Source organism: Pseudanabaena sp. FACHB-2040, from assembly GCF_014696715.1.
Classification (GTDB): Bacteria; Cyanobacteriota; Cyanobacteriia; order Phormidesmidales; family Phormidesmidaceae; genus JACVSF01.
This window is the reverse complement of sequence record NZ_JACJQO010000005.1, coordinates 96005-117621: the sequence shown is the minus strand read 5'-3', so window position 1 is coordinate 117621 and position 21617 is coordinate 96005. Positions and strand designations below refer to the sequence as shown.

The following is a 21617-nucleotide window of genomic DNA, read 5'->3' as shown; positions in this document are numbered from 1 at the left end:
CGGTGTGCGCTAAGCAGGCGTCAAGCGTATCGAGAAATTTTGTTTGAAGGCAGGAGTTGATTAGGCTCCACAGGGTTAGAGGCATACCAACTGAACATTAAATAAAACATAAGCAACCTAGCCCGTCAGAAAAAGGGGTGGTTATACTGAATTTTTCCACCTAATCACCTCCACAGGCGTATTAGGCTGACGTGTTTCTACCTAATCTCCCCTATAGGGGTATTAGGCTGACAGAATTCCACCTAATCACCTGTACAGGGTGATTAGGTGGAAAGTTTCCCTCTAATAACGAGTTAGCTGGCTCCGCATCCAGTCTTTGCACTCGTGCTTGGAGGTTATCGGTCAGCCCGAAAACACCCAGAATATAGTCTGTTGAGGCGGTGGTTTGAGTGTTATCTGTGGTAGCGAAATCGCCCAGAAGATTGTCGGTGAGGGCAGTGACGAGGGGCAATCTCATCAACGTTCAAGTTCATTTGCAACCGCTGACTTGTGCCGTTAGCCGTCGTAGTGAGGGGTTGAAGCTATCTAGCTGAGGTTTGTTTTGAGTAGATCATAGTCCCTGATAGAAGAATTTGATAAGATAGCGGGAAATATCAAGGTTGCATAGGCTGTTTTATCCTTAGACTCTTTCTATCTACCACAACTAGCAAACCATCATGAATAAGCTGAGAAGTGTTATCACTAAACCCTGGTGGAGGATATATAGTCGTATCAGAGGTAAGAGAATAGTTCAAACGAGGGAGCAAACGATAACTCATTTGTTGGGGTTTTATCTATTCTCTGTCATTCTGTCCTTCTTCTTGGCAGCAATAAGTATTTGGAAAAGCCCAATTGAACAGGGTGTCCTTGGAATTATCACTACTGCAACTTTAGTTGTACTGGGATACGACTTCGTTAAGGATGTGATAGCGACCGAATTCGATGCTGCGACTAAAAACATTGAAGAAGGTGTAAGAAATAAATTTCTCCAGGAGATACAATCACTCCAAAACCAGCTAAATAACTCGAATATTAGACAACGCTTAGATCAAAATTATCTTTCTTATCTGAAGCAATCTCTTGGATATGAAAATCTAAAACTTCAAGAAGTTAACTCAGAATTAAAAGAAGCCTACTCTGAAGACAGGCTCGCGTTTGGGAAAAAATTAGATGAGGAATTTAGAAATAATAAAGCATCGAGAGAGGTAAGATGCGTTATTCACGACTTGCCTGAAAGATTTCTAGATCAACTTGCCGTACAAGGTATCATGGATGGGCTTGAATTGGAATTCGAGGAGGTTTCTGAAAGAATTAGGGCAGGAAATGATCTTCATTCACTAAGAGTTGATATATATGCATATCTTAGTGCTTGGCTAGTTTGCAGCATTGACAACGATCTTGGATTTCTTATGCCAATAGGCTGTATTGGCATGAGGCATATGAATGAATCTGGTGTTCCTGACAAAGAAGCTTATAAAAAGATTATTCGAGCGATAGCAAACTCTATCCTAAACAGCCAGTTCAAAAATCTTAAGGATTATCCAGACAACGATCCTTTGTCCTCCAATCTTACCAAGATTACAGTCGTTAATTATCTAAATCAATTCATTGAATTGATTGATCAATATTCTTACAGCGAAGCTGCAAAATCATAGCAGCTTACAAGATTTCGCTCTTTAACATTTATGATTTAGGGCTTTTTGTAAAAACTCTCACGATCGGGATAATCTGGTAGATCATTTTCCAAAGCGTTATATATACGTCGCTTGTACTCGTCCAATTTCTCTGCAATCATAGCAAGCGTTTCCTCATCGTTTTCAATATTTGATGCTAATTGCTCAAGCAGATCACTGAAAGTTTGATTTCCTTCTATTTCTAAATCTGCTTGAGCAATTAAACTTTTAATCTCTTCGTGATTAGGCATTGCACTAATACTCTCACCTACAATTTCAAAAACTATAGAAATGAAAACTTTCGCTTTTGCCTTCTGATCATTGGAACTCATACAAGTACTATCCTGCAATGAGAGACTTATAGTTCTCCACAGGAGAGTCTCAAGAATCAGGATAATTCGTTCTGCTTTATTAAAATTTAAGTAGATGCAGCGCAGATAAGCGAAGTCGAAGCAAATGCACTTCATATAGTACATTAGCACTATTTTCTGCTGTTGCACTAAACTCTCGGTAAAATTTAAGTAAAAAATTGGAAGAGTAATACGAGATCTGGAGCTGAACTTAGTGGTGTTCTATCGTAATGACCGCCAGCTAACAACCGCGCTGCACCGGAACACCCAGTTTTTTCGGTTGAGTTGCAAAGGTTATCTGTGTCCGGTGAGCGCGACCGTTAGGCCGCCTCGATCTATCGGTAGGTACGCAATTCGTATCTAGATGACAATGAAAAACCTGAATTTAGAAATTGAAACCCAAATTCGCGAATGCGAAGCACGACTCTACACCGCAATGGCAGCCTCAGACGTGTCTGAATTGGACGTGCTCATCGCTGATGATCTGCTTTTCGTGGGACCAACTGGCGAACTGGCCACTAAAGCGATGGATTTAGAGCTGCACCGTACTGGTGGCACACAGTTTCACGAGTTTGTACCTAAAGAATTAGAAATACGGGTCTGCAGTGAGAACGTTGTTCTTGTGGCGGCCAAAATCTTCCTGAGCGTCACGTATTTAGGCAATGCCTTCTCAGGCGATTATCGCTACATGAGAGTTTGGCACAAAGGCGAAAACGGCTGGCAAATCGTTGGTGGCAGCGCCAGTGCGACGGTCTAAAGGCCTAAACTCCCTAAATCTCGTACAGTAGCGGGAGTTTGAGCCGTTGAAAGCTATCAGTGGCACTATCCGACCAATGCATCATGGCAGCAGACAGACAAACGCTGCTTAGGGTGCGATCGCAAAAGCAAAATCTAAAACCCCAGAGTTCTCTAAGAACCCTGGGGTTTAACTAGCAGAAACCGACAGTTTTAACTAGCAGTATCTTTGCGATCGCTAGGCAACGATGCACTACCATTGCCGTTGCCATTCCCATTGCCGCCCAAACCACGAACAGTCTGAGCCAAGTCAAGGCCTGTGCTCTGGCGTAGCTGCTCCATAAACGAGGCCAGCTTAGTAGCACTGCTTCCACCGCCGGGGTCGATCACCGTGACTTTTTCGACTTCGATATCGGGCACAGTGGCAACTAGGCTGCCCAGCAGCGTTTCTAGCTTCTGGAACAGGAAGATCTCGCGGGCGCTGTCGCCTGCGGCTCTCCAGGTTTCGGCCAGCTCTCGAATACCCTCGGCCTTGGCCCGACCATCCTCGATGATGCTGGCAGCTTCGCCTTTGGCCTCGGCTTGAGCACGTTTACAGGCAGCTTCGGCAGGAGCGACTACATCGGCCTGGAGCTGCTGCTCTACCTGGTTGCGGCGTTCCCGCTGCACGGCTAGAGCCGCTTCGGTGCGAGCAACTTCGGCGGCAATTTCTGATTCGGCTTCAGAGATTGCGGCTTGGCGCTGACTTAGAGCGTTTTGCAGACGACGGTCGGCATCGGCGCGGGTGGTTTCGATCTTGGCTGAGATCTGGCGCAGCGAGGTCTTTCTCAGGTTCTCCGAAGCCTGCAATGACGACTTGGTTTTGGCCTGGGCTTCGGCAATGCGGGCATCGCGCAACAGGTCGGCTCGCTGCTTGCGGCCCAGGGAGTTGAGGTAGCTGACGTCGTCGGAGATGTTTTGGATTTGCAGGTTGTCTAAGATCAGCCCTAGCTGTTCTAGGTCGTCTTCGGCTTCGTCTAGCAGGTTGCGAACAAAAGCCATTTTGTCTTCGTTGACTTCCTCCGGAGTGAGGGTCGCTAAGACACCGCGCAAGTTGCCTTCCAGGGTTTCTTGAGCGATTTTTTCAATTTCTTGGCGGCTTTTGCCCAGCAGACGCTCAATCGCGTTGTGAATGGTGGGCTCTTCCCCGGCAATTTTGATGTTGGCGACGCCATCGACTTTGAGGGGAATGCCGCCTTTGGAGTAGGCGTTGGTCACCTTCAGCTCAATGATCATGTTGGTCAGCTCCATGCGGAACGTCTTTTCCAACAGGGGTTTGCGGATGCTGCTGCCGCCTTTAACCAGGCGATAGCCAACTTTGCGGCCATCGCTAACCGCGCGGTTGTCGCCAGCAAAGATCAGCACTTCGCTGGGCTGGCAGATGTGGTACAGGTTGCGAACCACCAGCATAATGCCGCCGGTTGCCCCAAACATGACGACTAGTAAGGCAATGATTAGGCTCATAGATCCTCCAGGGTGGGGATGGGGGGGACTGGGGAGGTCGGGGAGATGGAGGGACGGGAGGTAGCGGGGGAGAGGGTGCCGGAGAGGGGAATGCCTAGGGTTTCTTCAGACTGGCGGAGGAACTGGCGCACCATTTCGGGGTAGGCGTTGAGCAGAGATGCGATCGCACGTCCGTCCCCGTTATCAATCACGTGTACCTGGCCCAGGTGTAGACGGCTGGGGATGCGGCCTGCTTCCTTCAGCACCATCTCCATTTGCTGCACTAGGAAAAGTTCGGCAGCATCGACACCCGTTTCCTGCCAGATTTTGACCAGCATCTGGTTAGCCTGGGCTGAGGCTGAGGCATCTTCTCTGAGCTTGGCTGCTTCGCCTCGGGCAGTTAGTTCCTGGGCTTGCTGGCGGGCCACAGCGGGCAGCACCTGCTCGACCTCCAGACGGGCTTTTTCCAGGTCGGCGCGGATGGCTTGGAGCTCGCGCTGGGCGCGGGCGCGGGCTTCTTCGGCAGCGGCAGTGGTGCGCTCCTCTTCGATGCGGGCCTGCTTCTCGACTTCAGCGGTGATCCGCCGCAGCTCGTTTTCTTTTTCCTGAACGGCGGTGCGGGTCTGAGTTTTGGCGATTTCGGCCAGCTGGTTGCACTCGGCCTCGATCTGCTCCGCTTCGGCAACGGCGTTAGACTCTGCAATTTCGGCGTCGCGCACGATATTGGCAATCTGCCGCCGCCCGATGGAGTTGAGATAGTCCACCTCATCAGACACGCTCTGGATCTTTAGCGTATCGAGGTGCAGCCCCAGCTTAGCCAGGTCATCGCGAACGTCGCTGGCAATGCGCTCAGCAAACTCTAGCCGGTCTTCGTTGAGCTGCTCAGGCGTGAGGGTGGCGACCACACCGCGCAGGTTGCCCTCTAGCGTCTCCCGCGCTACCCGCGAAATCTCGGCAGGCCCCCGTCCTAAAAAGCGTTCAATGGCGTTGCCAACCAAGGCTTCGTCGCGGGCAATTTTGACGTTGGCAATCGCCTGAATGCTGAGCGGCGTGCCGCCTTTAGAGTAGGCGTTGGTTACCTCAATGGGCACTGGCATGGTGCTCAGATCCATGGTCTTGACCGTTTCTAGAACGGGAATTCGCAGGGTGCGCCCGCCGTAGATCACCCGATACCCCATCACCTGACCATCTTCGCGGCGGTACTTGCGCCCAGAGATGATCAAAATTTTGTTGGGGTCGCAGATCTGCACCAGGGCGTTCGCACCCCAAATCATGATGAAGATGGCAAAGATGAGAACTGCGATCGCAGCGCCCGGCCCCACTGGAGCACCGCCGCTGGCCTGTCCCAGAACAGGGGTAGGCGATACCTCGATGGTTCTGATTGGTTTATCCATGGGTCTACCTGAGTGTGGAGAAGAGGGGGAGGAAATGGGTGCAGGGGTAGGAGGGTGTAGGGTCTAGGGTGCAGGGTTGGGGGCAAAGAGTATTGGCTGTTGGGGTGGGGGTTGGTGCTCTTTGGGTGATGGGGGTGGGCAGCCACTGTTCTCGCTTTAGCTAGAGTTGTCTCTACACGCTGTTTGGGGTGGATTCCAGAGCATCGGCGGAGACGACCCAGAGCCGGTTGTGTTCTAGGCCAACAACGAGTACTGCCTCTCCTCGCTGAAAGGCTCTGGCTTCATGGGTGTAGGCCACAAAAGAGAGGGTTGAGCCTTTGATGCTGAGGCGAACTTTGCCTCGGCTATCGGCATTAAAGGGAATCTCGACGGTGCCGATGCAGCCGGCCATTTCTTCGGGGCGGATCAGGCTGCTGACAGTTTCGCTCCTGAGCGATCGCACTGCTACTGCTGCCCCGAGGCCCGAGGCCAGCCCCATCAACGCCGCGATCAGGGCCACCGTTCCTGGATTGAGGTCTGGCTGGGCCAGATTTACCAGCAGCCCTGTGAGGCCAAAAAAGCAGGTTCCAAAGGTCCAAAACCGCAGACTAAAAAAGGGTAGCCACCGCCGCCGCTTGGCATAAAGAGCCCTGCTGCCGTTTTCGCTTTGTCCGGCGTGGGTGCCCACATCAATGTCGTCAAGACCGCCGCCCAAGCCGATATCGACATCGGTATCGGCATCTGCACTAACGTCCATGTCTAACAAATCCAGCCCACCAGCGGCTGAAAGGACGACCAAGATGCCTCCGATAATAAAACAAATGCCATAAAGCATGATGCGGTTGCGCCTCCCAGGCAGCCAGATTAGCGCGAAAGAATACGGGTCTCTGCTGCCAGCGTACTCCCGCCATCCGGATCAACGCCCGTTATTTTCATTTCCCTTAATGTCGAGACTGCTGCTGGCTATTTCTGCGCAGGCGACGCACTTTCCTGCTGCTTGAGAAAGTCCATCACCTCATCGCACCAGTCAATCCAGTCTTGCTCGTAGCGAATGCCCCGCCGCAGCGTCAGGTAGCGAAAGCGCTCATCAATTGGCGGCAAGGGGCAGTCTCGGTGCTCAGACTCAATCGCCCGGTACTCTAGCAGCTTCTCGGTGTGCAGCTGGCGGCGATGCTGCAGCTCTTTAATGAGCAGTTCTGTAGGCATAAACGGAGCTGCCAGCACCTTGACCAGCAAATCCTCGCGGATGGGTGTGGGCTCGGTTGGCTCACCAAACCAGCGCAGCAGTTCCTGCCGCCCGGCCTCAGTCATCTGGTAAATCTTTTTGTCCGGCTTGCCTTCCTGAGGAATTTTCTCAAAAGTTACCCAGCCCTGCTGCTCCATTTTTCCGAGTTCCCGGTAAATCTGCTGCTGGCTCGCCTGCCAGTAACAACCTACCCCCTCCTCAAACTGCTTGCTAAGGTCGTAGCCGCTGTAGGGAGCATGAGCGAGAACCGCCAGAATTGTATGCGCTAGAGCCATCGAGGGAACCGAACAAGAAAAGATTGACATACTCAACAATTTGAGTATAGGCTATGGGGCAATACACAACAAGTTTTATATCAAGTTATTGGATATCACCTTTTTGAATAACACTTTTTTGGATATAGCCCTTTTGCCCATCAACCCGTTTTAGGTGCCCCTATGCAGGCCGAACCCACTGCTCCCATCGAAATGCTTCCGCCCCAAGCCGACTCGGCCCCCGTTTCTGAACCCAGTAACTCCAAGCAGAAAAAGCGATCGCACAATCGCCGCTGGATTTGGCTCTTGCCGCTGGCGCTGCTGCCCCTAGGGGCAGTGGTGCTGCCTCAACTGCTCTCCTCAGCGCCAGTTGAAACGGCTGAAGCCCAGACTTTACCTGTGCAGACTGTGCCGCTAACCGCAGTCGATCGCTACGAAACCCAGCGCACCTACACCGGGGAAGTTGTGGTGCGGCGCAGCAGCGACCTGGGGTTTGAGGGCGCAGGCACCGTCATCAAACTGCTGGTAGACGATGGCGACTCAGTCACCGCCGGGCAACCCCTAGCCCAGCTCGACGTCCGCAGCCTGGAAGCGCAGCGACAGCAGATTCTGGCCCAAAAAGATCAGGCCCTGGCCCAGCTGCAAGAGCTAGAAATAGGCCCGCGACAGGAAAGTATTGCTGCTGCCCAAGCCGCAGTAGCCGACCTAGAGCAGCAGGTAGCCCTGGCCCAAATTCAGCGGCAGCGACGACAGGAACTCTACACTCGCGGCGCAATTTCCCTGGAGGAACTCGATCAGCAGACCTTTGGTACCGGCTCTCTAGAAAACCGCCTGCAGCAGGCCCAAAGCCAGCTCAACGAGCTGCTGGCCGGATCTCGCCGCGAGCAGGTCGAAGGTCAGGCCGCCCGCGTTCGCCAGCTCGACGCCAGCCTACAGGCAATTGATGTAGATCTGTCTAAAAGCGTGCTCAGAGCACCCTTCAGCGGCACGGTCAGCCAGCGGCTGGTCGATGAAGGAGCCGTCGTCGGCAGCGGCCAGGTCGTACTCAAGCTGGTTGAAGGCAACACGCTAGAGGCCCGCATTGGCGTTCCCACCCAGGTTGCAGACAGGCTCAGTGTCGGCAGTTCCCAGACCGTGCAGGTAGGCAACGCCACTTTACCCGCTACGGTAACCACCCTGCTGCCAGAACTCGATCCAACCAGCCGCACCGTAACCATAGTTTTAGCAATTCAGGCAGACACGGCCATTACCGTAGGCCAAACCGCTCGCTTAGTTTTGACAGAATCGCAGGCAGGCGAAGGCTTTTGGCTGCCCTCAACAGCGCTAGTGCCAGGTGAACGCGGGCTGTGGTCGGTGTATGTAGCGGTGCCTCGTGAAGACGGGGCGGAGGCAGGTTTTGAAGTGGCCCGCCGAGACGTAGAGCTGCTCCACACCGAAGGCGATCGCATTCTCATTCGAGGCATGGTGCAGCCCGGAGAACAAGTTATTGCCGCCGGAGCCCACCGAGTTGTCCCTGGTCAATCCGTCAGCATTACCCAGGCCCTGTAGTGGTGCGTCTAGTCCCTACCCATTCACCCATTTACCGGCCCACCCCCTCACCCATCCCATGTTCAACCTCTTCTACCGCAACCGCCAACTCCTCATCCTCACCCTGGTGCTAATCCTCGCCTGGGGCCTGTCGGCGTTTTTCACCCTGCCTCGCATGGAAGACCCTGAAATCACCCAGCGGTTTGGCAACATCACTACCTTTCTGCCGGGGGCGACGCCGGAGCGGGTAGAGGCACTGGTGACAGACAAGATTGAAAAGAGCCTGTTTGAGCTAGAAGAAATAGAGTCGCTGCGATCCACCTCCGGCAACGGAATTTCTGTGATCACCGTAGAGCTGAAGGAAGGTGTGCGCGAGGTTGATCCGGTGTGGGCTAAGGTGCGCAGCAAGATGGATGATGCGGTGCCAGAGCTGCCGCCCGAAGCCAGTGCCCCCGAATACGAAGACAGCATAACTAAGGCCAGCGCCCTGATCGTGGGGTTGACTTGGAACCTGGATACGTCACCCAACTACACCATTTTGCAGCGGGTGGCCCAAGGCTTGGAGGATGCCATTCGGAGCATTCCGGGGACGGATAAGGTGGAGCTGTTTGGAGCACCGGATGAGGAAATTCAGGTTGCGATCGCAACCCCCGATCTAGCCCGCCTCAACTTGACTGCTCAGGGATTAGCTCAGCAGGTCGCCGCTAGCGATGCTAAGGTGTCTGCCGGACAGTTCCGTAGCAGTAGCAGTGAGCTGCTGCTGGAGGTTAACAGCGAGCTAGATTCACTGGCGCGGATTCGAGATATCCCCATTCAGGTGAGCGATACCGGACAGGTGGCTCGGTTGGGAGACGTAGCTGAGGTCAGTAAGGGCATTGCCGAACCGGCCAGCGATTTGGCTTTCGTCAACGGACGGCCCGCGATTGTGCTCTCGGCCACGGTGGAGTCGGCCCAGCGGGTAGACCAGTGGGCGGAAAAGGCGCGGCGAACACTGGACGAGTTTCAGTCCAATCTCTCGGATGGACTGACGCTGGAGGTGGTGCTGGATCAGAGCGTGTATGTGCGGCAGCGGCTCAATGGGGTAATCGGCAACTTGGTCTTTGGATCGGGGCTGGTAATTGCGGTTTCCCTGGTGATGCTGGGGGTGAAGTCGGCGCTGATTGTCGGACTGGCGCTGCCGCTGACCAGCCTAATGGTGTTTGGCTGGATGAGCGGTCTGGGGGTGCCCCTGCATCAGATGTCGGTGACGGGCATCATCATTGCGCTGGGGCTGCTAATTGACAATGCCATCATTGCCGTCGATGAGGTGCAGATGCGGCTGCGCCAAGGGATGCCTCCGGCAACAGCAATTCACGAAACCGTAAGCCACCTGGGCATTCCGCTGCTGGCTTCGACATTGACAACGGTGCTGGCCTTTGTGCCCATTGCATCGTCTCCGGGCAGCGTTGGCGAGTTTATCGGCACTATTGGTCTAACGGTCATCTTGGCGCTGATCAGTTCTCTATTTCTCTCGTTAACGGTGATTACGTCGTTGGTAGGGCTGCTGCACCGCTGGCAGCCTTTAGGCCGTAGCCGTCAGTGGCTCAGCGAAGGCTTTAGCAATGACTGGATGGCTGGGCTGTATCGCCAAAGCCTGAGAACGGTCTTGCGACGTCCTTGGCTGGGGGTGGGGCTGTCGTTAATCTTGCCAATTGTGGGCTTTGCAGTCTTTCCGACGCTGGAGCAGCAGTTTTTTCCGCCGACTAACCGGGACCAGTTTCAGATTGAGTTTGTCATGCCCACCCAGACGTCTCTGGTTGAAACCCAGGCCCAGGCGATGCGGGCACGAGATCTGGCGCGGCAGCATCCGGAAGTGGACGAGGTGCATTGGTTTTTGGGCAAGAGTGCGCCGTCTTTTTTCTACAACGTGATTGCCAACCGAGAAAATGCAGCGAACTATGCCCAGGCAATGGTGCAGCTCCGCTCCACAGCCCATCTGCGGCAGACGATCCAGACGCTACAGACAGAGCTAGATGGGGCTTTTCCAGAGGCGCAGGTGCTGGTGAAGCAGCTAGAGCAGGGGCCACCTTTTGATGCGCCGATTGAGCTGCGGCTGTATGGGTCGGACATGGAGCGGCTGCGCCAGTTGGGCAATGAGCTGCGATCGCAACTCGCCCAAGTCCCCGACGTAATTCATACCCAGGCCGATCTGACCGAAGCTCTCCCCAAGCTAGCCCTATCCGTAGATGAGGAGCAGGCGCGGCGGGCCGGACTAGACAACAGCGCCATCGCCGGACAGCTCAATGCCACACTAGAAGGGGCAATCGGCGGTTCGATTCTAGAAGGCACTGAGAATATTCCGGTGCGCGTGCGGGTGCCAGATTCCCAGAGAGGAGATCTGAGCAGCATTGCCGCTTTAGAAATGGTGTCGCCCCAGGGCCAGGTGCCGCTAGATGCGATCGCATCGCTCTCTCTAGAGCCCGACCTCGCTGTGCTGACTCGGCGAGAGGGGCAGCGAGTCAACACGGTGCAGGGCTTTATCACCGCTGGGGCATTGCCCGATACGGTGCTCAAGCGCTTCAAGACTCAGCTCCAGACCAGCGGTTTTGAGCTGCCGCCGGGGTATCGGCTGGAGTATGGCGGCGAAGCCGATGCTCGAGGCGACGCCATCGGCAGCCTGCTCTCCACAGTCAGTGTGCTGGTGATTCTGATGACAGCAACCCTGGTGCTATCATTCAATTCCTTTGGACTAGCAGCGCTGATCGGCTCAGTGGCCCTATGCTCCGTAGGCTTAGCAGCTCTAGCGCTGAAGGTATTTGGCTCACTCTTTGGCTTTACCGCCATTCTCGGCACGCTGGGCCTGATCGGGCTGGCAATTAACGACTCAATCGTGGTGTTGGCAGCCATCAAAGACGACCCCCAAGCCGATCAGGGCGACCCCCGCGCCGTTGAACAAGTGGTCTTCAAAGCAACGCGCCACGTACTAGCAACCACCCTGACCACAATCATGGGCTTTATCCCGCTGATGCTCGATCAGACCGGGTTTTGGCCGCCCTTGGCAATTGCGATCGCAGGCGGACTAGGCGGTGCAACCGTGATGGCACTCTACTATATTCCGTCAGCCCATCTGCTACTCAATCGTCCCCAACGGCAGCATTTAGCAGGAGCGCAGATCCCCATGCCCAGCGCGAAATCTGGAGTTCTGCAGCGGTTTTCAAATTAGTGACTACGGCTAGGGTGAGTGGGTAGGGGGTGGATGGGTAGGGAGTGGATGGGTAGTGAATGCAATCGAAAGTGGCTGTAATCAGAGAAATTTGATCGCTAGGAGAGGAACAGCTTTGCTTTTGGTGCCGTAACCAACACACCTGTTTGTAAATCGGCTAGATCTCTTAAGTGCAGAGGCTTACACACTCCTCCCCAGCCTGAATAGACCGCAATAAAAGTTTCGATGCAGGGGGATTTGGCGGAGGGGGTTTGGGGGACGCGCCTCGTCCCCCAATCGGGGGGTTTGGGGGGCTGCCACCCAAGCAGAGACTCTGCCATAAACCCATTGATCCACGCCTTACCCCAACCTTCGCCACAAGCCCTTACCTACGCCTTCCCCCCTAAGCCGCACTCCCCGCCCGAAAAACCCGACCAATCACCTCTTCCACCGGCGGATCCGTCACCGTCAAATCCTTAACCGGAAACTGAGACAAAAGCTGACTCACCGTCTGCGTCAACGCCTCTCGCCGCACAATCAAACGAGCAGTACAGCCCTCAGTAATCTCCACTTCCCCAAAAACCTGCAGCGCCTCCTCCTGCACCGGGTAGTCAAGCTCCAGCTTGACCTCCCGATAAGGCGCAAAACGATCCAGCAACCCATCCAAACTGCCGTCATAGATCAGCATCCCCTGATGGATCAGCAAAACCCGCTCACAAAGCGCAGTAATGTCAGCCATATAGTGACTAGTCAGCAGCACTGTAGCCTGGTAACGGCGGTTATACTCCTGCAAAAACTCCCGTACCGCAACCTGCGCATTAACATCCAGACCCAGTGTAGGCTCATCCAAAAAGAGCACCTGAGGACGGTGCAGCAAAGCCGCCAGCATTTCAGCCTTCATCCGCTCGCCCAAAGAGAGCTTGCGAACCGGCTGGGTGAGCTTCTCATGCAGAGAAAGCATATCAGCCAGTTCATCCACGCGATAACGAAATTCCTTGTCACTCAAGCCGTAAATAGCGGCGTTAATGCGAAGAGAATCTAGCGCAGGTAAATCCCAAAGCAACTGCTGCTTTTGCCCCATCACCAACGTAATGGTTTGAAGAAAGTCAACCCGCCGCTGAAAAGGCACCTGACCCGCCACCTGCACGCTGCCCTCAGATGGGTGAATGAGCCCGGTCAGCATTTTTAAGGTCGTGGTTTTCCCGGCTCCATTAGGGCCTAAAAATCCGACGACTTCGCCCGACTCAATCGTAAAAGAGATCTGACGCACAGCCTCAACAGTGCGGTAGGTGCGGCGAAAGAAATGCTTTAGCGTACCCTGCAGACCCGATTCTTTGACGGCGACAGGGTAGCGCTTACTAAGCCCATGAACCTCAATAATATTGGTCATAAGGGGGAGGAATTAAGTTCAGTGAATTTGGGATAAAAAAGGTCCCGACGAAACAGTGAAGCCTGTGTATAGTATCAATGTCGCCTATTTTTTAAGGTGATGCTATGGACTCTAAAGTGATGTTCCCACCCCCCCAACCCGCCAATTCTTCCGAATCAAATCAAGCTACACCGTCCCCTAAGCCGCGAACACCTCAGCAGCGCCCTCCTATTTCACCCTACGAGGCCGCTAACGGCATCTCTCCGGTGGTGTGGGAAGTCTTGATGCGCCCAGTGTAGCTAACGTCTCAATAGCCACCCAAAATACCTCGCCGCTTGGCCTCTCGTTCGGCCCAGCGAAATAGGCTGATGCCCAGGAAAAAGTAGATTAGGCCGTTTGCGATCGCAACTCCCCACACGCCCCAGTCTAGTGCCGCACCTCGCGCCATCAAATCGCGCAGCAGGCCAGTACTGGGCAACATCGGCAGTCCGTAAGCCAGCCAGCGAGCCGTGCCGCTCCACTCTTCCGTAGGAGCCGCAATCAAAAACAGCAGGGCAAATTGAAACACGCCTAACACCTGCTGCACCCGCTTGAATATCAGCGCACAGGCCCCCATCACAAAAGCCAGCCCATAAGCTGCCAGCAAGAGCGTCACCAGCGGCAGCAGTAGCGTTGGCGGAAACTGCAGACGGCTGCCTGTAATGCCCATCAAAATCAGCAAAATGCCCAAAATCAGCGTCAGCCGTAGGGCCAAGCTAGCTAGGGCGCGAGCAAAGAAGACCTGTGGTGCCCCAAAGGGCGACAAAAATACCTGCTCCAGCGTGCCCGTCTGCGTCTCAACCTGCAGCCCAATGGCAATGTCGTTGACGATGTAAAGCACCAAGCTCCACAGCACATAGCCCACCACGACCGCATCGAGCCGATCGCCAAAACCTAGGGACGGCCCTGCCATGTACTGAGCACTCAAAAACAGGCCGTAAAAGACGGAAGTAATAATAATAATGCCGCCGATCACCTCTGCCGGATAGCGGATAAATTGGATCCACGTGCGCTTGAGTTCGCCAAGCAAAAGTTCGAGCATGAATGCACTGTGCGCCCTGTAGGGCTGTTGTAACTAAAGGTCTCTAAAGACACTATAGAGACAATTGCAGGTAAACAGGGGGCATCGTCAGGGATGCAATCGAGCATCTGTACTCAGCTTGCCGTTTTCTTGCAACTCCTGATTGTTGCCGGAGCGTCAAACGCATTTCGATTCACTTCTGCAATAAGCCAGATCCTGAAAACTTAGCTTAAAGAAGCAAGATCAACTAAGCATATGAATACTGATGTAACAACAGAGACGATGTAATCAAAAAACCGCGCTATTCGATACTGGCACGGTATGAATGTTTATCTAAAAACGAGAATAGACCAAGAAGCGCTGTATGTATGACCGTTCTCTCCTGCTAGAACTCTTATCTGAATCAATCAAGTAATTAGAAAAATCGAACAGAGATTTGCGAGGAGCAAATGCCTAAAGATTTCATTCGTGATGATATCAAAGCGAGCATTGGTGGAAATGCGTAATGATATCTTGAAGTGATTATTTGCTGATAAAGTAAAAATTTTATTAGTGGCATCTCTTTAGCTTGAGAAGATTGCAAGCTTAAAAAGAAAATATATTTCTACCCTCTTTAAAGCCAATTGAGTTATCACGCCTCGCTTTTACGGTTTCGCTCTGCCAACCACCATCCCAGAACAATTCCTGCAAAACTGGCAACCAAATCGATCGCATCTAAAGAGCGACTGGGAGCAAGAAACTGACCTAGTTCTTCACTCACTGTAAACAGAGTAAACAGAGCCGGGAAGGTGGGTATCTGCCTGCCTGCCAAGGAAAACCGGTGATAGCGGCATATTCGATGTCCCAGGTAAGCGGCCACGGCATAGAGAACTACGTGAGCAATTTTGTCGTGGGCCGGAATGTCTCCTAGGAAGGCGGGCAGTTGATCGGTGTAGGCTAGCCACAAAATGGTTAGAAACAGGGCTAGGTATAGCAGAGCCAGAATAGTTAGGCTTCTCTTTTCTTTGGCGGGTGGGATTTCTTCCATCGTCGTAGGAGTTTCCGGTTAGGATCTAGGATTCCGGGGTAGATACAGCGTGCGGTTAGTTGATTTCGGGTTTCAAGCGAACACTTCACTGGCTTGTTGTCTTGCTGATGCAGATTGCTGCTGCTTCGCCCCAAACCCAGGGTTTTCCATTTCACTTGCTTGTTGCTATGCCTTCTACCGCCTTGCCTTCTAAACCTCTGCAGCGCCTGCTGCGTTACGGTCGGGCCTACCGCCAGCGGATTCGGCTGGCTAGCCTGTGCTCGGTCTTAAATAAACTCTTTGATCTGGCTCCGCCGGTTTTGATTGGTCTGGCGGTTGATGTTGTGGTGCAGCAGGAAGATTCTTGGATTGCCAATTGGGGAATTGAGACTGTTCGCGGCCAGTTCTTGGTGCTGGCGCTGCTGACCTTTGTGATCTGGAGTCTGGAGTCGGTATTTGAATACGCCTATGCTTGGCTGTGGCGCAACTTGGCTCAGACGATTCAGCGGGACTTGCGGGTCGATGCCTACACCCATCTGCAAGATCTAGAGATGGCTTATTTTGAGGAGCGCAGTACTGGCAGGCTGATGGCGGTACTCAATGACGACATCAACCAGCTAGAGCGGTTTCTCGACAGCGGAGCCAACGAGGTGCTCCAGGTGATCACGACAGTCATCTTGATTGGTGGGGCGTTTTTTGTGTTGGCTCCGCAGGTGGCTTGGCTGGCCATGCTGCCGATGCCGCTGATTGTATGGGGTGCGATCGCATTCCAAAAGCTCTTAGCCCCCCGCTATGCCCTAGTGCGGGAGCGGGTGAGCTTGCTTAACAGCAGGCTTTCCAACAACCTCAGTGGCATCATGACGATCAAGAGCTTTACGGCGGAGGACTATGAAATCGAGCGCATTCGCCAGGAAAGCGAAGCCTATCGCCTCAGCAACCGTCACGCCATTGCTCTGAGTGCTGCTTTTATTCCCCTGATCCGAATTTTTATCTTGTTTGGCTTTACCGCCACACTGGTGATAGGCGGTTTGGAGACTGTTGCCGGGAACTTGGAGGTGGGCACCTACAGCGTTTTGGTCTTCATCACCCAGCGGCTGCTATGGCCCCTGACCCGGCTCGGCGATACTTTGGATCAGTATCAGCGGGCGATGGCCTCGACCAGTCGAGTTATGGAGCTGCTCGACACGCCGATTACCCTGTGCCCCGGCAATCATCGCCTGCCCGTTAAGCAGGTGCGGGGCGAAGTGGTGTTTGAAGATATCACCTTTGCCTATCAAGACCGGCAGCCGGTGGTGCAAAATCTCACACTGAAGGTGCCTGCGGGTAAGACCATTGCGATTGTCGGGTCAACTGGGTCGGGCAAGAGCACTCTAGTGAAGCTGCTGCTGCGCTTTTACGAGATCAGTGCCGGACGCATTACCTTAGACGGCATTAATATCCGCGAACTCAACTCCCAGGATTTGCGGCAGGCTGTCGGTTTGGTTAGCCAGGACGTGTTTCTATTTCACGGTACCGTAGCGGAAAACATTGCCTATGGTACCTTTAGCGCTGCCCCCGAAGACATCGTAGAAGCGGCTAAGATTGCCGAGGCCCACGAGTTTATCGAACAGCTGCCCGCTGGTTACGACACGATTGTGGGCGAACGGGGCCAGAAGCTCTCGGGTGGTCAGCGTCAGCGCCTAGCCATTGCCCGTGCTGTGCTGAAAGATCCGCCTATTCTGGTGCTAGATGAGGCCACGTCAGCGGTCGACAATGAGACTGAAGCGGCAATTCAGCGATCTTTGGAGAAAATTACTCGGAACCGGACGACAATTGCGATCGCACACCGCCTCTCCACCGTCCGCAATGCCGACCGGATCTATGTGATGGAGATGGGCCAACTGGTCGAGTGGGGCACCCACGAAGAACTGCTAGAGCGCAACGGCCTCTACGCCAGCCTTTGGAAAGTGCAGATGGGTCTGCGTCAGGGCTAGCTGACGGCAGCGCTGCTTTTGTGTACTGTTGCTTTTGGGTACTTTGAAAAGCAGCCGTGCTGAAATACATCTGCCATGCCGCCAGACTTCACTGTGGTGATCCCTACCTACAACCGGGCTGCCTACCTGCCCCCGCTGCTAGAGCGACTGCAGACCCAGCAGGGCGTCGAATCGCTGCGCTGGGAAGTGGTGGTGGTGGACAACAACAGTACCGACAGTACAGCAGACCTGATCAAGCAAATCCAGTCCACTTGGTCAGCACCTTGCCCCCTGCGCTACTGCTTTGAACCGCAGCAGGGCTCGGCCTACGCCCGGCAGCGAGGCATTGAGGAGGCCGCCAGCCCGCTAGTAGGCTGCCTCGACGACGACAACCTACCAGAGCCTACCTGGGTTGTCGCTGCTGTCGCCTTTGCCGAGGCCCATCCCAACGCGGGAGCTTTTGCCAGCCGAATTTATGGGCAGTACGAAGCGCCGCCGCCCGAAGCCCTGAGGTCTATTCTCTTTTACCTGGCCCTCAACGACCGGGGCGATCAACCTTTGCGCTACGAACCTCGCCGCAACGGCATGCCTCCCTCAGCGGGTTTAGTCGTGCGTCGTGAGGCTTGGCTGCAGTGCGTACCTTCAAACCTGCTGCTAATTGGCCGAGTCGGTCAGTCCATGCTGGCCGGGGAAGACTACGAAGCGCTGCTTCACCTGCACCGAGCTGGCTGGCAGGTCTGGTACAACCCGGCAATGGAAATTCAGCACTGCATTCCCCCCTCGCGCCTAACCTTTGACTACATGAGCCGCAACCTCTGGGGCATTGGCCTGGGACGGCACCACCTGCGAATGCTGGCCTTGCCCACTTGGCAGCGACCGGCGATGCTGCTGGCCTACCTGCTGAGCGACCTGAAAAAAGCGGGCACCTATTACTGGCAACACCGGCAGGATCTGGGTAGCCAGGGGGCCGCTGCTTGTGAAATGCGGCGATTGGTGGCGACCGTTCTGAGTCCCTTTTTTGTGGCTGGCCTCGGGGTGCAGCGGCAGATTGAGCAGGTTCAGCGAAACTGGGCTGGCAAACAGCCTGATATGTTAGCAGGGGATTCCCGCAGTCCTGAGTAGAGGCCCATGCATATCATCGTTTTGGAGAATGAGCCCTCTACCCAGCGAGGGGGGCAAGAACTGAGCCTGCTCGACGTGTGCCGCGGGTTAGCCCAGCGGGGCCACCGTCTAACGCTGCTGTATCGCAGTCCGGGCGACCTGCTGGCAGAGTATCAAACCTTTTGCCACAGTGCGATGCTCCTACGCCAGTACCGGATTGAGATGCGGCAGCCGCTGACCTCAAGCTGGCAGCTAGTCAATGACCTACGACGGGTTGCAGTGGAACCGCCGGGCCTGGTTTACAGCAATCAATACCACGACAGTTTTGCCGGTCTGGTGCTTTCCCAGCTCAAGGGAGTGCCGTTTGTTTGTCATCTGCGCCTGCCGCCGCCGCCAGCTCTGGGTTGGCAGTGGTCTTTGGGCATGAAGAGGGCTCGCCGCCTGATTGCGGTTTCACAGCAGACCCGAGAGGAATGGGTGAAGCGGGGCTTTGCCGCCGAGCAGATTGATGTGGTGTACAACGGCATTGACTCTGAACGGTTTATGCCTGCGGGGGAGGTGGCGGAAATGCGATCGCACCTCAACCTCCCGCCCGACAAACCCCTAGTCTGCTACGTCGGACGCCTAGACCCCACTAAGGGCCTAGAAACGCTACTGCGAGCCGTTCAGCGAATAGCTCCAACGGTTCATCTGGCCATTGCCGGAAAATCCCGCCGTCCTGACTACCTGACAGTGCTCAAAACTCTAGTGCGCGATTTGGGGCTAGAACAGCAGGTGACCTTCCTGGGCCATGTCTCCCAGCCCCAACAGGTCTATGGGGCCAGCGATTTGATGGTGCTGCCCAGCGAATGGCCCGAACCCTTTGGCCGCAGCCTAATTGAGGCGATGGCTTGCGGCATTCCAGTAATTGGCAGCCGGATCGGTGGCATTCCCGAGGTGTTGACGGGGCCGCTGGCCGAGAATTTGGTTGAGGCGGGTAACGCCGCAGCGCTAGCCCAGCGCATTCAACAGCTGGCCCAGTGGCGGCACCACGACCCAGGCTTGGGCCAGCGCTGCCGTGACTACGCGGTTAGCCAGTTTAGCCTGGTGCGTACACTTGATGGGGTGGAATCTTCCTTAGTCAAGGCGGCTACTCACAACTAAGCTCAACCACGCCGAAACCCTAGTGAGGGAAACCGAACCGACCAGGGGAGAATATGCGGCTTGTGAGAGAGGTGCGATCGCACCCAAAATAGCCCGTTAGGATAGTCTTTATTGCCACCCACTTTATTGTCACCCTTAGAAGCGATAGAAAGCAGCCATGACCACGATCTTGGAACAGGGCAACATTTCGATCCATACCGAGAATATTTTTCCCATTATCAAGAAGTGGCTTTATTCAGACCACGAGATCTTCCTGCGAGAGCTGGTTTCCAACGCCGTAGACGCGATCAATAAGCTGTCGATGGTAGCCCGCTCCGGCGAATATTCTGGCGAGGTTAGCCCCCCAGAGATCGAAATCAAGCTTGATAAAGAAAAACAAACCCTCAGCATTTCCGACACTGGCATCGGCATGACTGCCGATGAGGTCAAAAAGTATATTAATCAGGTGGCCTTTTCCAGCGCCGAAGAGTTTGTCACCAAGTACAAAAACATTTCCGATGAGAGCATCATCGGCCATTTCGGCTTGGGCTTCTATTCTTCCTTCATGGTGTCTTCACGGGTAGAAATCGATACCCTCTCCTATCAAGAAGGAGCCGAAGCCGTTCACTGGTCTTGCGATGGCTCAACCGAGTTCCAGATCTCTGCCTCCGACCGCACCACCGTCGGCACCACCATCACCCTGACCCTGATGGAGGAGGAAAAGGAGTACTTAGAATCTCACCGAATCAAGCAGCTGATCACCACCTACTGCGACTTCATGCCCGTCCCGATCAAGCTAGACGGCGAGGTGGTCAACAAGCACGAAGCCCCCTGGAAAAAGTCCCCCAATAGCCTCACAGACGAAGACTATTTAGAGTTTTACCGCTACCTCTATCCCTATCAGGAAGATCCGCTGCTGTGGATTCACCTCAATACCGACTACCCATTTGTCGTCAACGGCATCCTCTTTTTCCCCAAGCTCAAGCCCGACATTGACGTCACCAAGAGCAGCATTAAGCTCTACTCCAATCAGGTCTTTGTCACCGACAACTGCGAAGAAGTGGTACCCCGCTTCCTATTGCCCCTACGCGGCGTAATCGACAGCACCGACATCCCGCTGAACGTGTCGCGCAGCTTTTTGCAGGCCGATCGCACCGTTCGCAAAATTGCCGACTACATCGCCCGAAAAGTGGGAGACAACCTCAAGCAGCTCCACCGCGACAACCTCGCCAAGTACATCGAGAGCTGGCAAGACCTGGGCAACTTCGTCAAGTTTGGTTCTTTGAACGACGATAAGTTCAAAGAGCAAACCAAAGACATTTTGATTTTCCGCACCACAGCCAAGCTCGGGGACGCTGCCGCCAAAGTAGAAGTGCAGAGTGAAGAGGGCGATGCCTGGGCTGAAGTTTCTTCCGACCAGCCCGCCACCGACGCCAACGGCTTCTACTACACCAACCTGGCAGACTACCTGGAGCGCAACAAAGAGAAGCACGAAAACCGCATCTTCTACGCTACCGACGAAGTCACTCAGGCAACCTACATCGGCCTGCACAAAAACCAGGGCATCGAAGTTCTGTTTATGGACTCATTTATTGATACCCACTTTATTCCCTCCCTAGAACGAGACTACCCCGATGTCAAGTTCTCACGGGTAGACGCCGATCTAGATGACACGCTGCTAGACAAGGACAAGCAGAGTGAAATTGTCGATCCGGCTACTAACAAAACCCGTGACGACCAGGTTAAAGAGCTCTTTGAGAAGGCGCTGAACAAGCCCCGCCTCAACGTCAAGCCCCAGGCTCTCAAGGCCGATGATGCCGAGGCAGCTCCCCCTGCAATGGTGCTCTTACCTGAAGCTACTCGCCGCATGCAGGAAATGATGGCCCTGATGCAGCAGAAGAATATGGAGTTTCCCGAAGACCACGTGCTGCTGGTCAACACCGCCCACCCATTGATCCAAAATCTGCTCAACCTCAGCCAGAGCACCATTGTGCAGGCCGACGGCAGCACTTCTCCAGCGGGCGAGATGGCCAGCCTGATCTGTAACCAGGTGTATGACCTAGCGCTGATGGCTCAAAAAGGGTTCGATGCCGATGGCATGAAAACTTTTGTGGAGCGGTCAAATAAGCTGTTAACTCGCCTAACGGAGCGATAAGACACTCTACCCACCTAATTAACTATTGCAATCTAATGCTCAGGCCGCCAGG

General features: G+C 54.3%; 17 protein-coding genes. 9 read left to right on the top strand and 8 right to left on the bottom strand.

Annotated features, from left to right (window positions below):
- Positions 1-656 precede the first annotated feature (656 nt).
- Positions 657-1634, top strand: coding sequence for a hypothetical protein (locus H6G13_RS04275; RefSeq protein ID WP_190481940.1), 978 nt, complete (start codon positions 657-659; stop codon positions 1632-1634).
- 35 nt (positions 1635-1669) lie between these two features.
- On the opposite strand, the gene H6G13_RS04270 is transcribed toward H6G13_RS04275, so the two are convergent.
- Positions 1670-1984: a hypothetical protein gene (locus tag H6G13_RS04270; RefSeq protein ID WP_190481939.1), complete on the bottom strand. Its 315-nt coding sequence runs from the start codon at positions 1982-1984 to the stop codon at positions 1670-1672.
- A 397-nt stretch (positions 1985-2381) separates the two neighbouring features.
- Here H6G13_RS04270 and H6G13_RS04265 point away from each other — a divergent pair, with 397 nt between their 5' ends.
- Positions 2382-2759, top strand: coding sequence for a nuclear transport factor 2 family protein (locus H6G13_RS04265; protein WP_190482872.1), 378 nt, complete (start codon positions 2382-2384; stop codon positions 2757-2759).
- Positions 2760-2950: 191 nt separating this feature from the next.
- Here the strand turns inward: H6G13_RS04265 and H6G13_RS04260 are convergent, their stop codons facing one another.
- From H6G13_RS04260 to H6G13_RS04245, 4 genes are all read right to left on the bottom strand, one after another.
- Positions 2951-4240: an SPFH domain-containing protein gene (locus H6G13_RS04260; RefSeq protein WP_190481938.1), complete on the bottom strand. Its 1290-nt coding sequence runs from the start codon at positions 4238-4240 to the stop codon at positions 2951-2953.
- Positions 4237-5613 (bottom strand): SPFH domain-containing protein, encoded by a 1377-nt coding sequence (locus tag H6G13_RS04255; RefSeq protein WP_190481937.1) that lies wholly within the window; start codon positions 5611-5613, stop codon positions 4237-4239. Before H6G13_RS04255 ends, H6G13_RS04260 begins: the two co-directional genes overlap by 4 nt.
- Before the next feature lie 172 nt (positions 5614-5785).
- Positions 5786-6391 carry a hypothetical protein gene (locus H6G13_RS04250; RefSeq protein ID WP_206756509.1) on the bottom strand — a complete coding sequence of 202 codons (606 nt, stop codon included), beginning with the start codon at positions 6389-6391 and terminating at the stop codon, positions 5786-5788.
- Positions 6392-6555: 164 nt separating this feature from the next.
- Positions 6556-7113, bottom strand: coding sequence for a PadR family transcriptional regulator (locus tag H6G13_RS04245; protein WP_190481935.1), 558 nt, complete (start codon positions 7111-7113; stop codon positions 6556-6558).
- 162 nt (positions 7114-7275) lie between these two features.
- Here H6G13_RS04245 and H6G13_RS04240 point away from each other — a divergent pair, with 162 nt between their 5' ends.
- Together H6G13_RS04240 and H6G13_RS04235 are read left to right on the top strand one after the other, a co-directional pair.
- The gene (locus tag H6G13_RS04240; RefSeq protein WP_242028143.1) at positions 7276-8640 is read left to right on the top strand and encodes an efflux RND transporter periplasmic adaptor subunit; all 1365 of its coding nucleotides are present in this window, start codon (positions 7276-7278) and stop codon (positions 8638-8640) included.
- A 58-nt stretch (positions 8641-8698) separates the two neighbouring features.
- Positions 8699-11821: an efflux RND transporter permease subunit gene (locus H6G13_RS04235; RefSeq protein WP_190481934.1), complete on the top strand. Its 3123-nt coding sequence runs from the start codon at positions 8699-8701 to the stop codon at positions 11819-11821.
- Between the two features lie 382 nt (positions 11822-12203).
- Here the strand turns inward: H6G13_RS04235 and H6G13_RS04230 are convergent, their stop codons facing one another.
- Entirely contained in the window at positions 12204-13190 is a 987-nt protein-coding gene (locus H6G13_RS04230; RefSeq protein WP_190481933.1) for an ATP-binding cassette domain-containing protein, read from the bottom strand.
- A gap of 104 nt (positions 13191-13294) precedes the next feature.
- Between H6G13_RS04230 and H6G13_RS04225 the strand changes: the two genes are divergently transcribed.
- The gene (locus H6G13_RS04225; RefSeq protein WP_190481932.1) at positions 13295-13468 is read left to right on the top strand and encodes a hypothetical protein; all 174 of its coding nucleotides are present in this window, start codon (positions 13295-13297) and stop codon (positions 13466-13468) included.
- A gap of 8 nt (positions 13469-13476) precedes the next feature.
- Here the strand turns inward: H6G13_RS04225 and H6G13_RS04220 are convergent, their stop codons facing one another.
- Positions 13477-14250 carry an ABC transporter permease gene (locus H6G13_RS04220; protein WP_190481931.1) on the bottom strand — a complete coding sequence of 258 codons (774 nt, stop codon included), beginning with the start codon at positions 14248-14250 and terminating at the stop codon, positions 13477-13479.
- Positions 14251-14860: 610 nt separating this feature from the next.
- Entirely contained in the window at positions 14861-15256 is a 396-nt protein-coding gene (locus H6G13_RS04215; protein WP_190481930.1) for a hypothetical protein, read from the bottom strand.
- Between the two features lie 167 nt (positions 15257-15423).
- On the opposite strand from H6G13_RS04215, the gene H6G13_RS04210 reads away from it, so the two are divergent.
- The 4 genes from H6G13_RS04210 (at position 15424) to htpG (ending at position 21565) form a co-directional block, all read left to right on the top strand.
- Complete coding sequence (locus H6G13_RS04210; RefSeq protein ID WP_190481929.1) at positions 15424-17208, top strand: ABC transporter ATP-binding protein; 1785 nt, start codon at positions 15424-15426, stop codon at positions 17206-17208.
- A 75-nt stretch (positions 17209-17283) separates the two neighbouring features.
- Positions 17284-18309 (top strand): hormogonium polysaccharide biosynthesis glycosyltransferase HpsE, encoded by a 1026-nt coding sequence (hpsE, locus tag H6G13_RS04205; protein ID WP_190481928.1) that lies wholly within the window; start codon positions 17284-17286, stop codon positions 18307-18309.
- A 6-nt stretch (positions 18310-18315) separates the two neighbouring features.
- Positions 18316-19431, top strand: coding sequence for a glycosyltransferase family 4 protein (locus H6G13_RS04200; RefSeq protein ID WP_190481927.1), 1116 nt, complete (start codon positions 18316-18318; stop codon positions 19429-19431).
- A 157-nt stretch (positions 19432-19588) separates the two neighbouring features.
- Entirely contained in the window at positions 19589-21565 is a 1977-nt protein-coding gene (gene htpG, locus H6G13_RS04195) for a molecular chaperone HtpG (RefSeq protein ID WP_190481926.1), read from the top strand.
- The last annotated feature ends 52 nt before the right edge of the window (positions 21566-21617 follow it).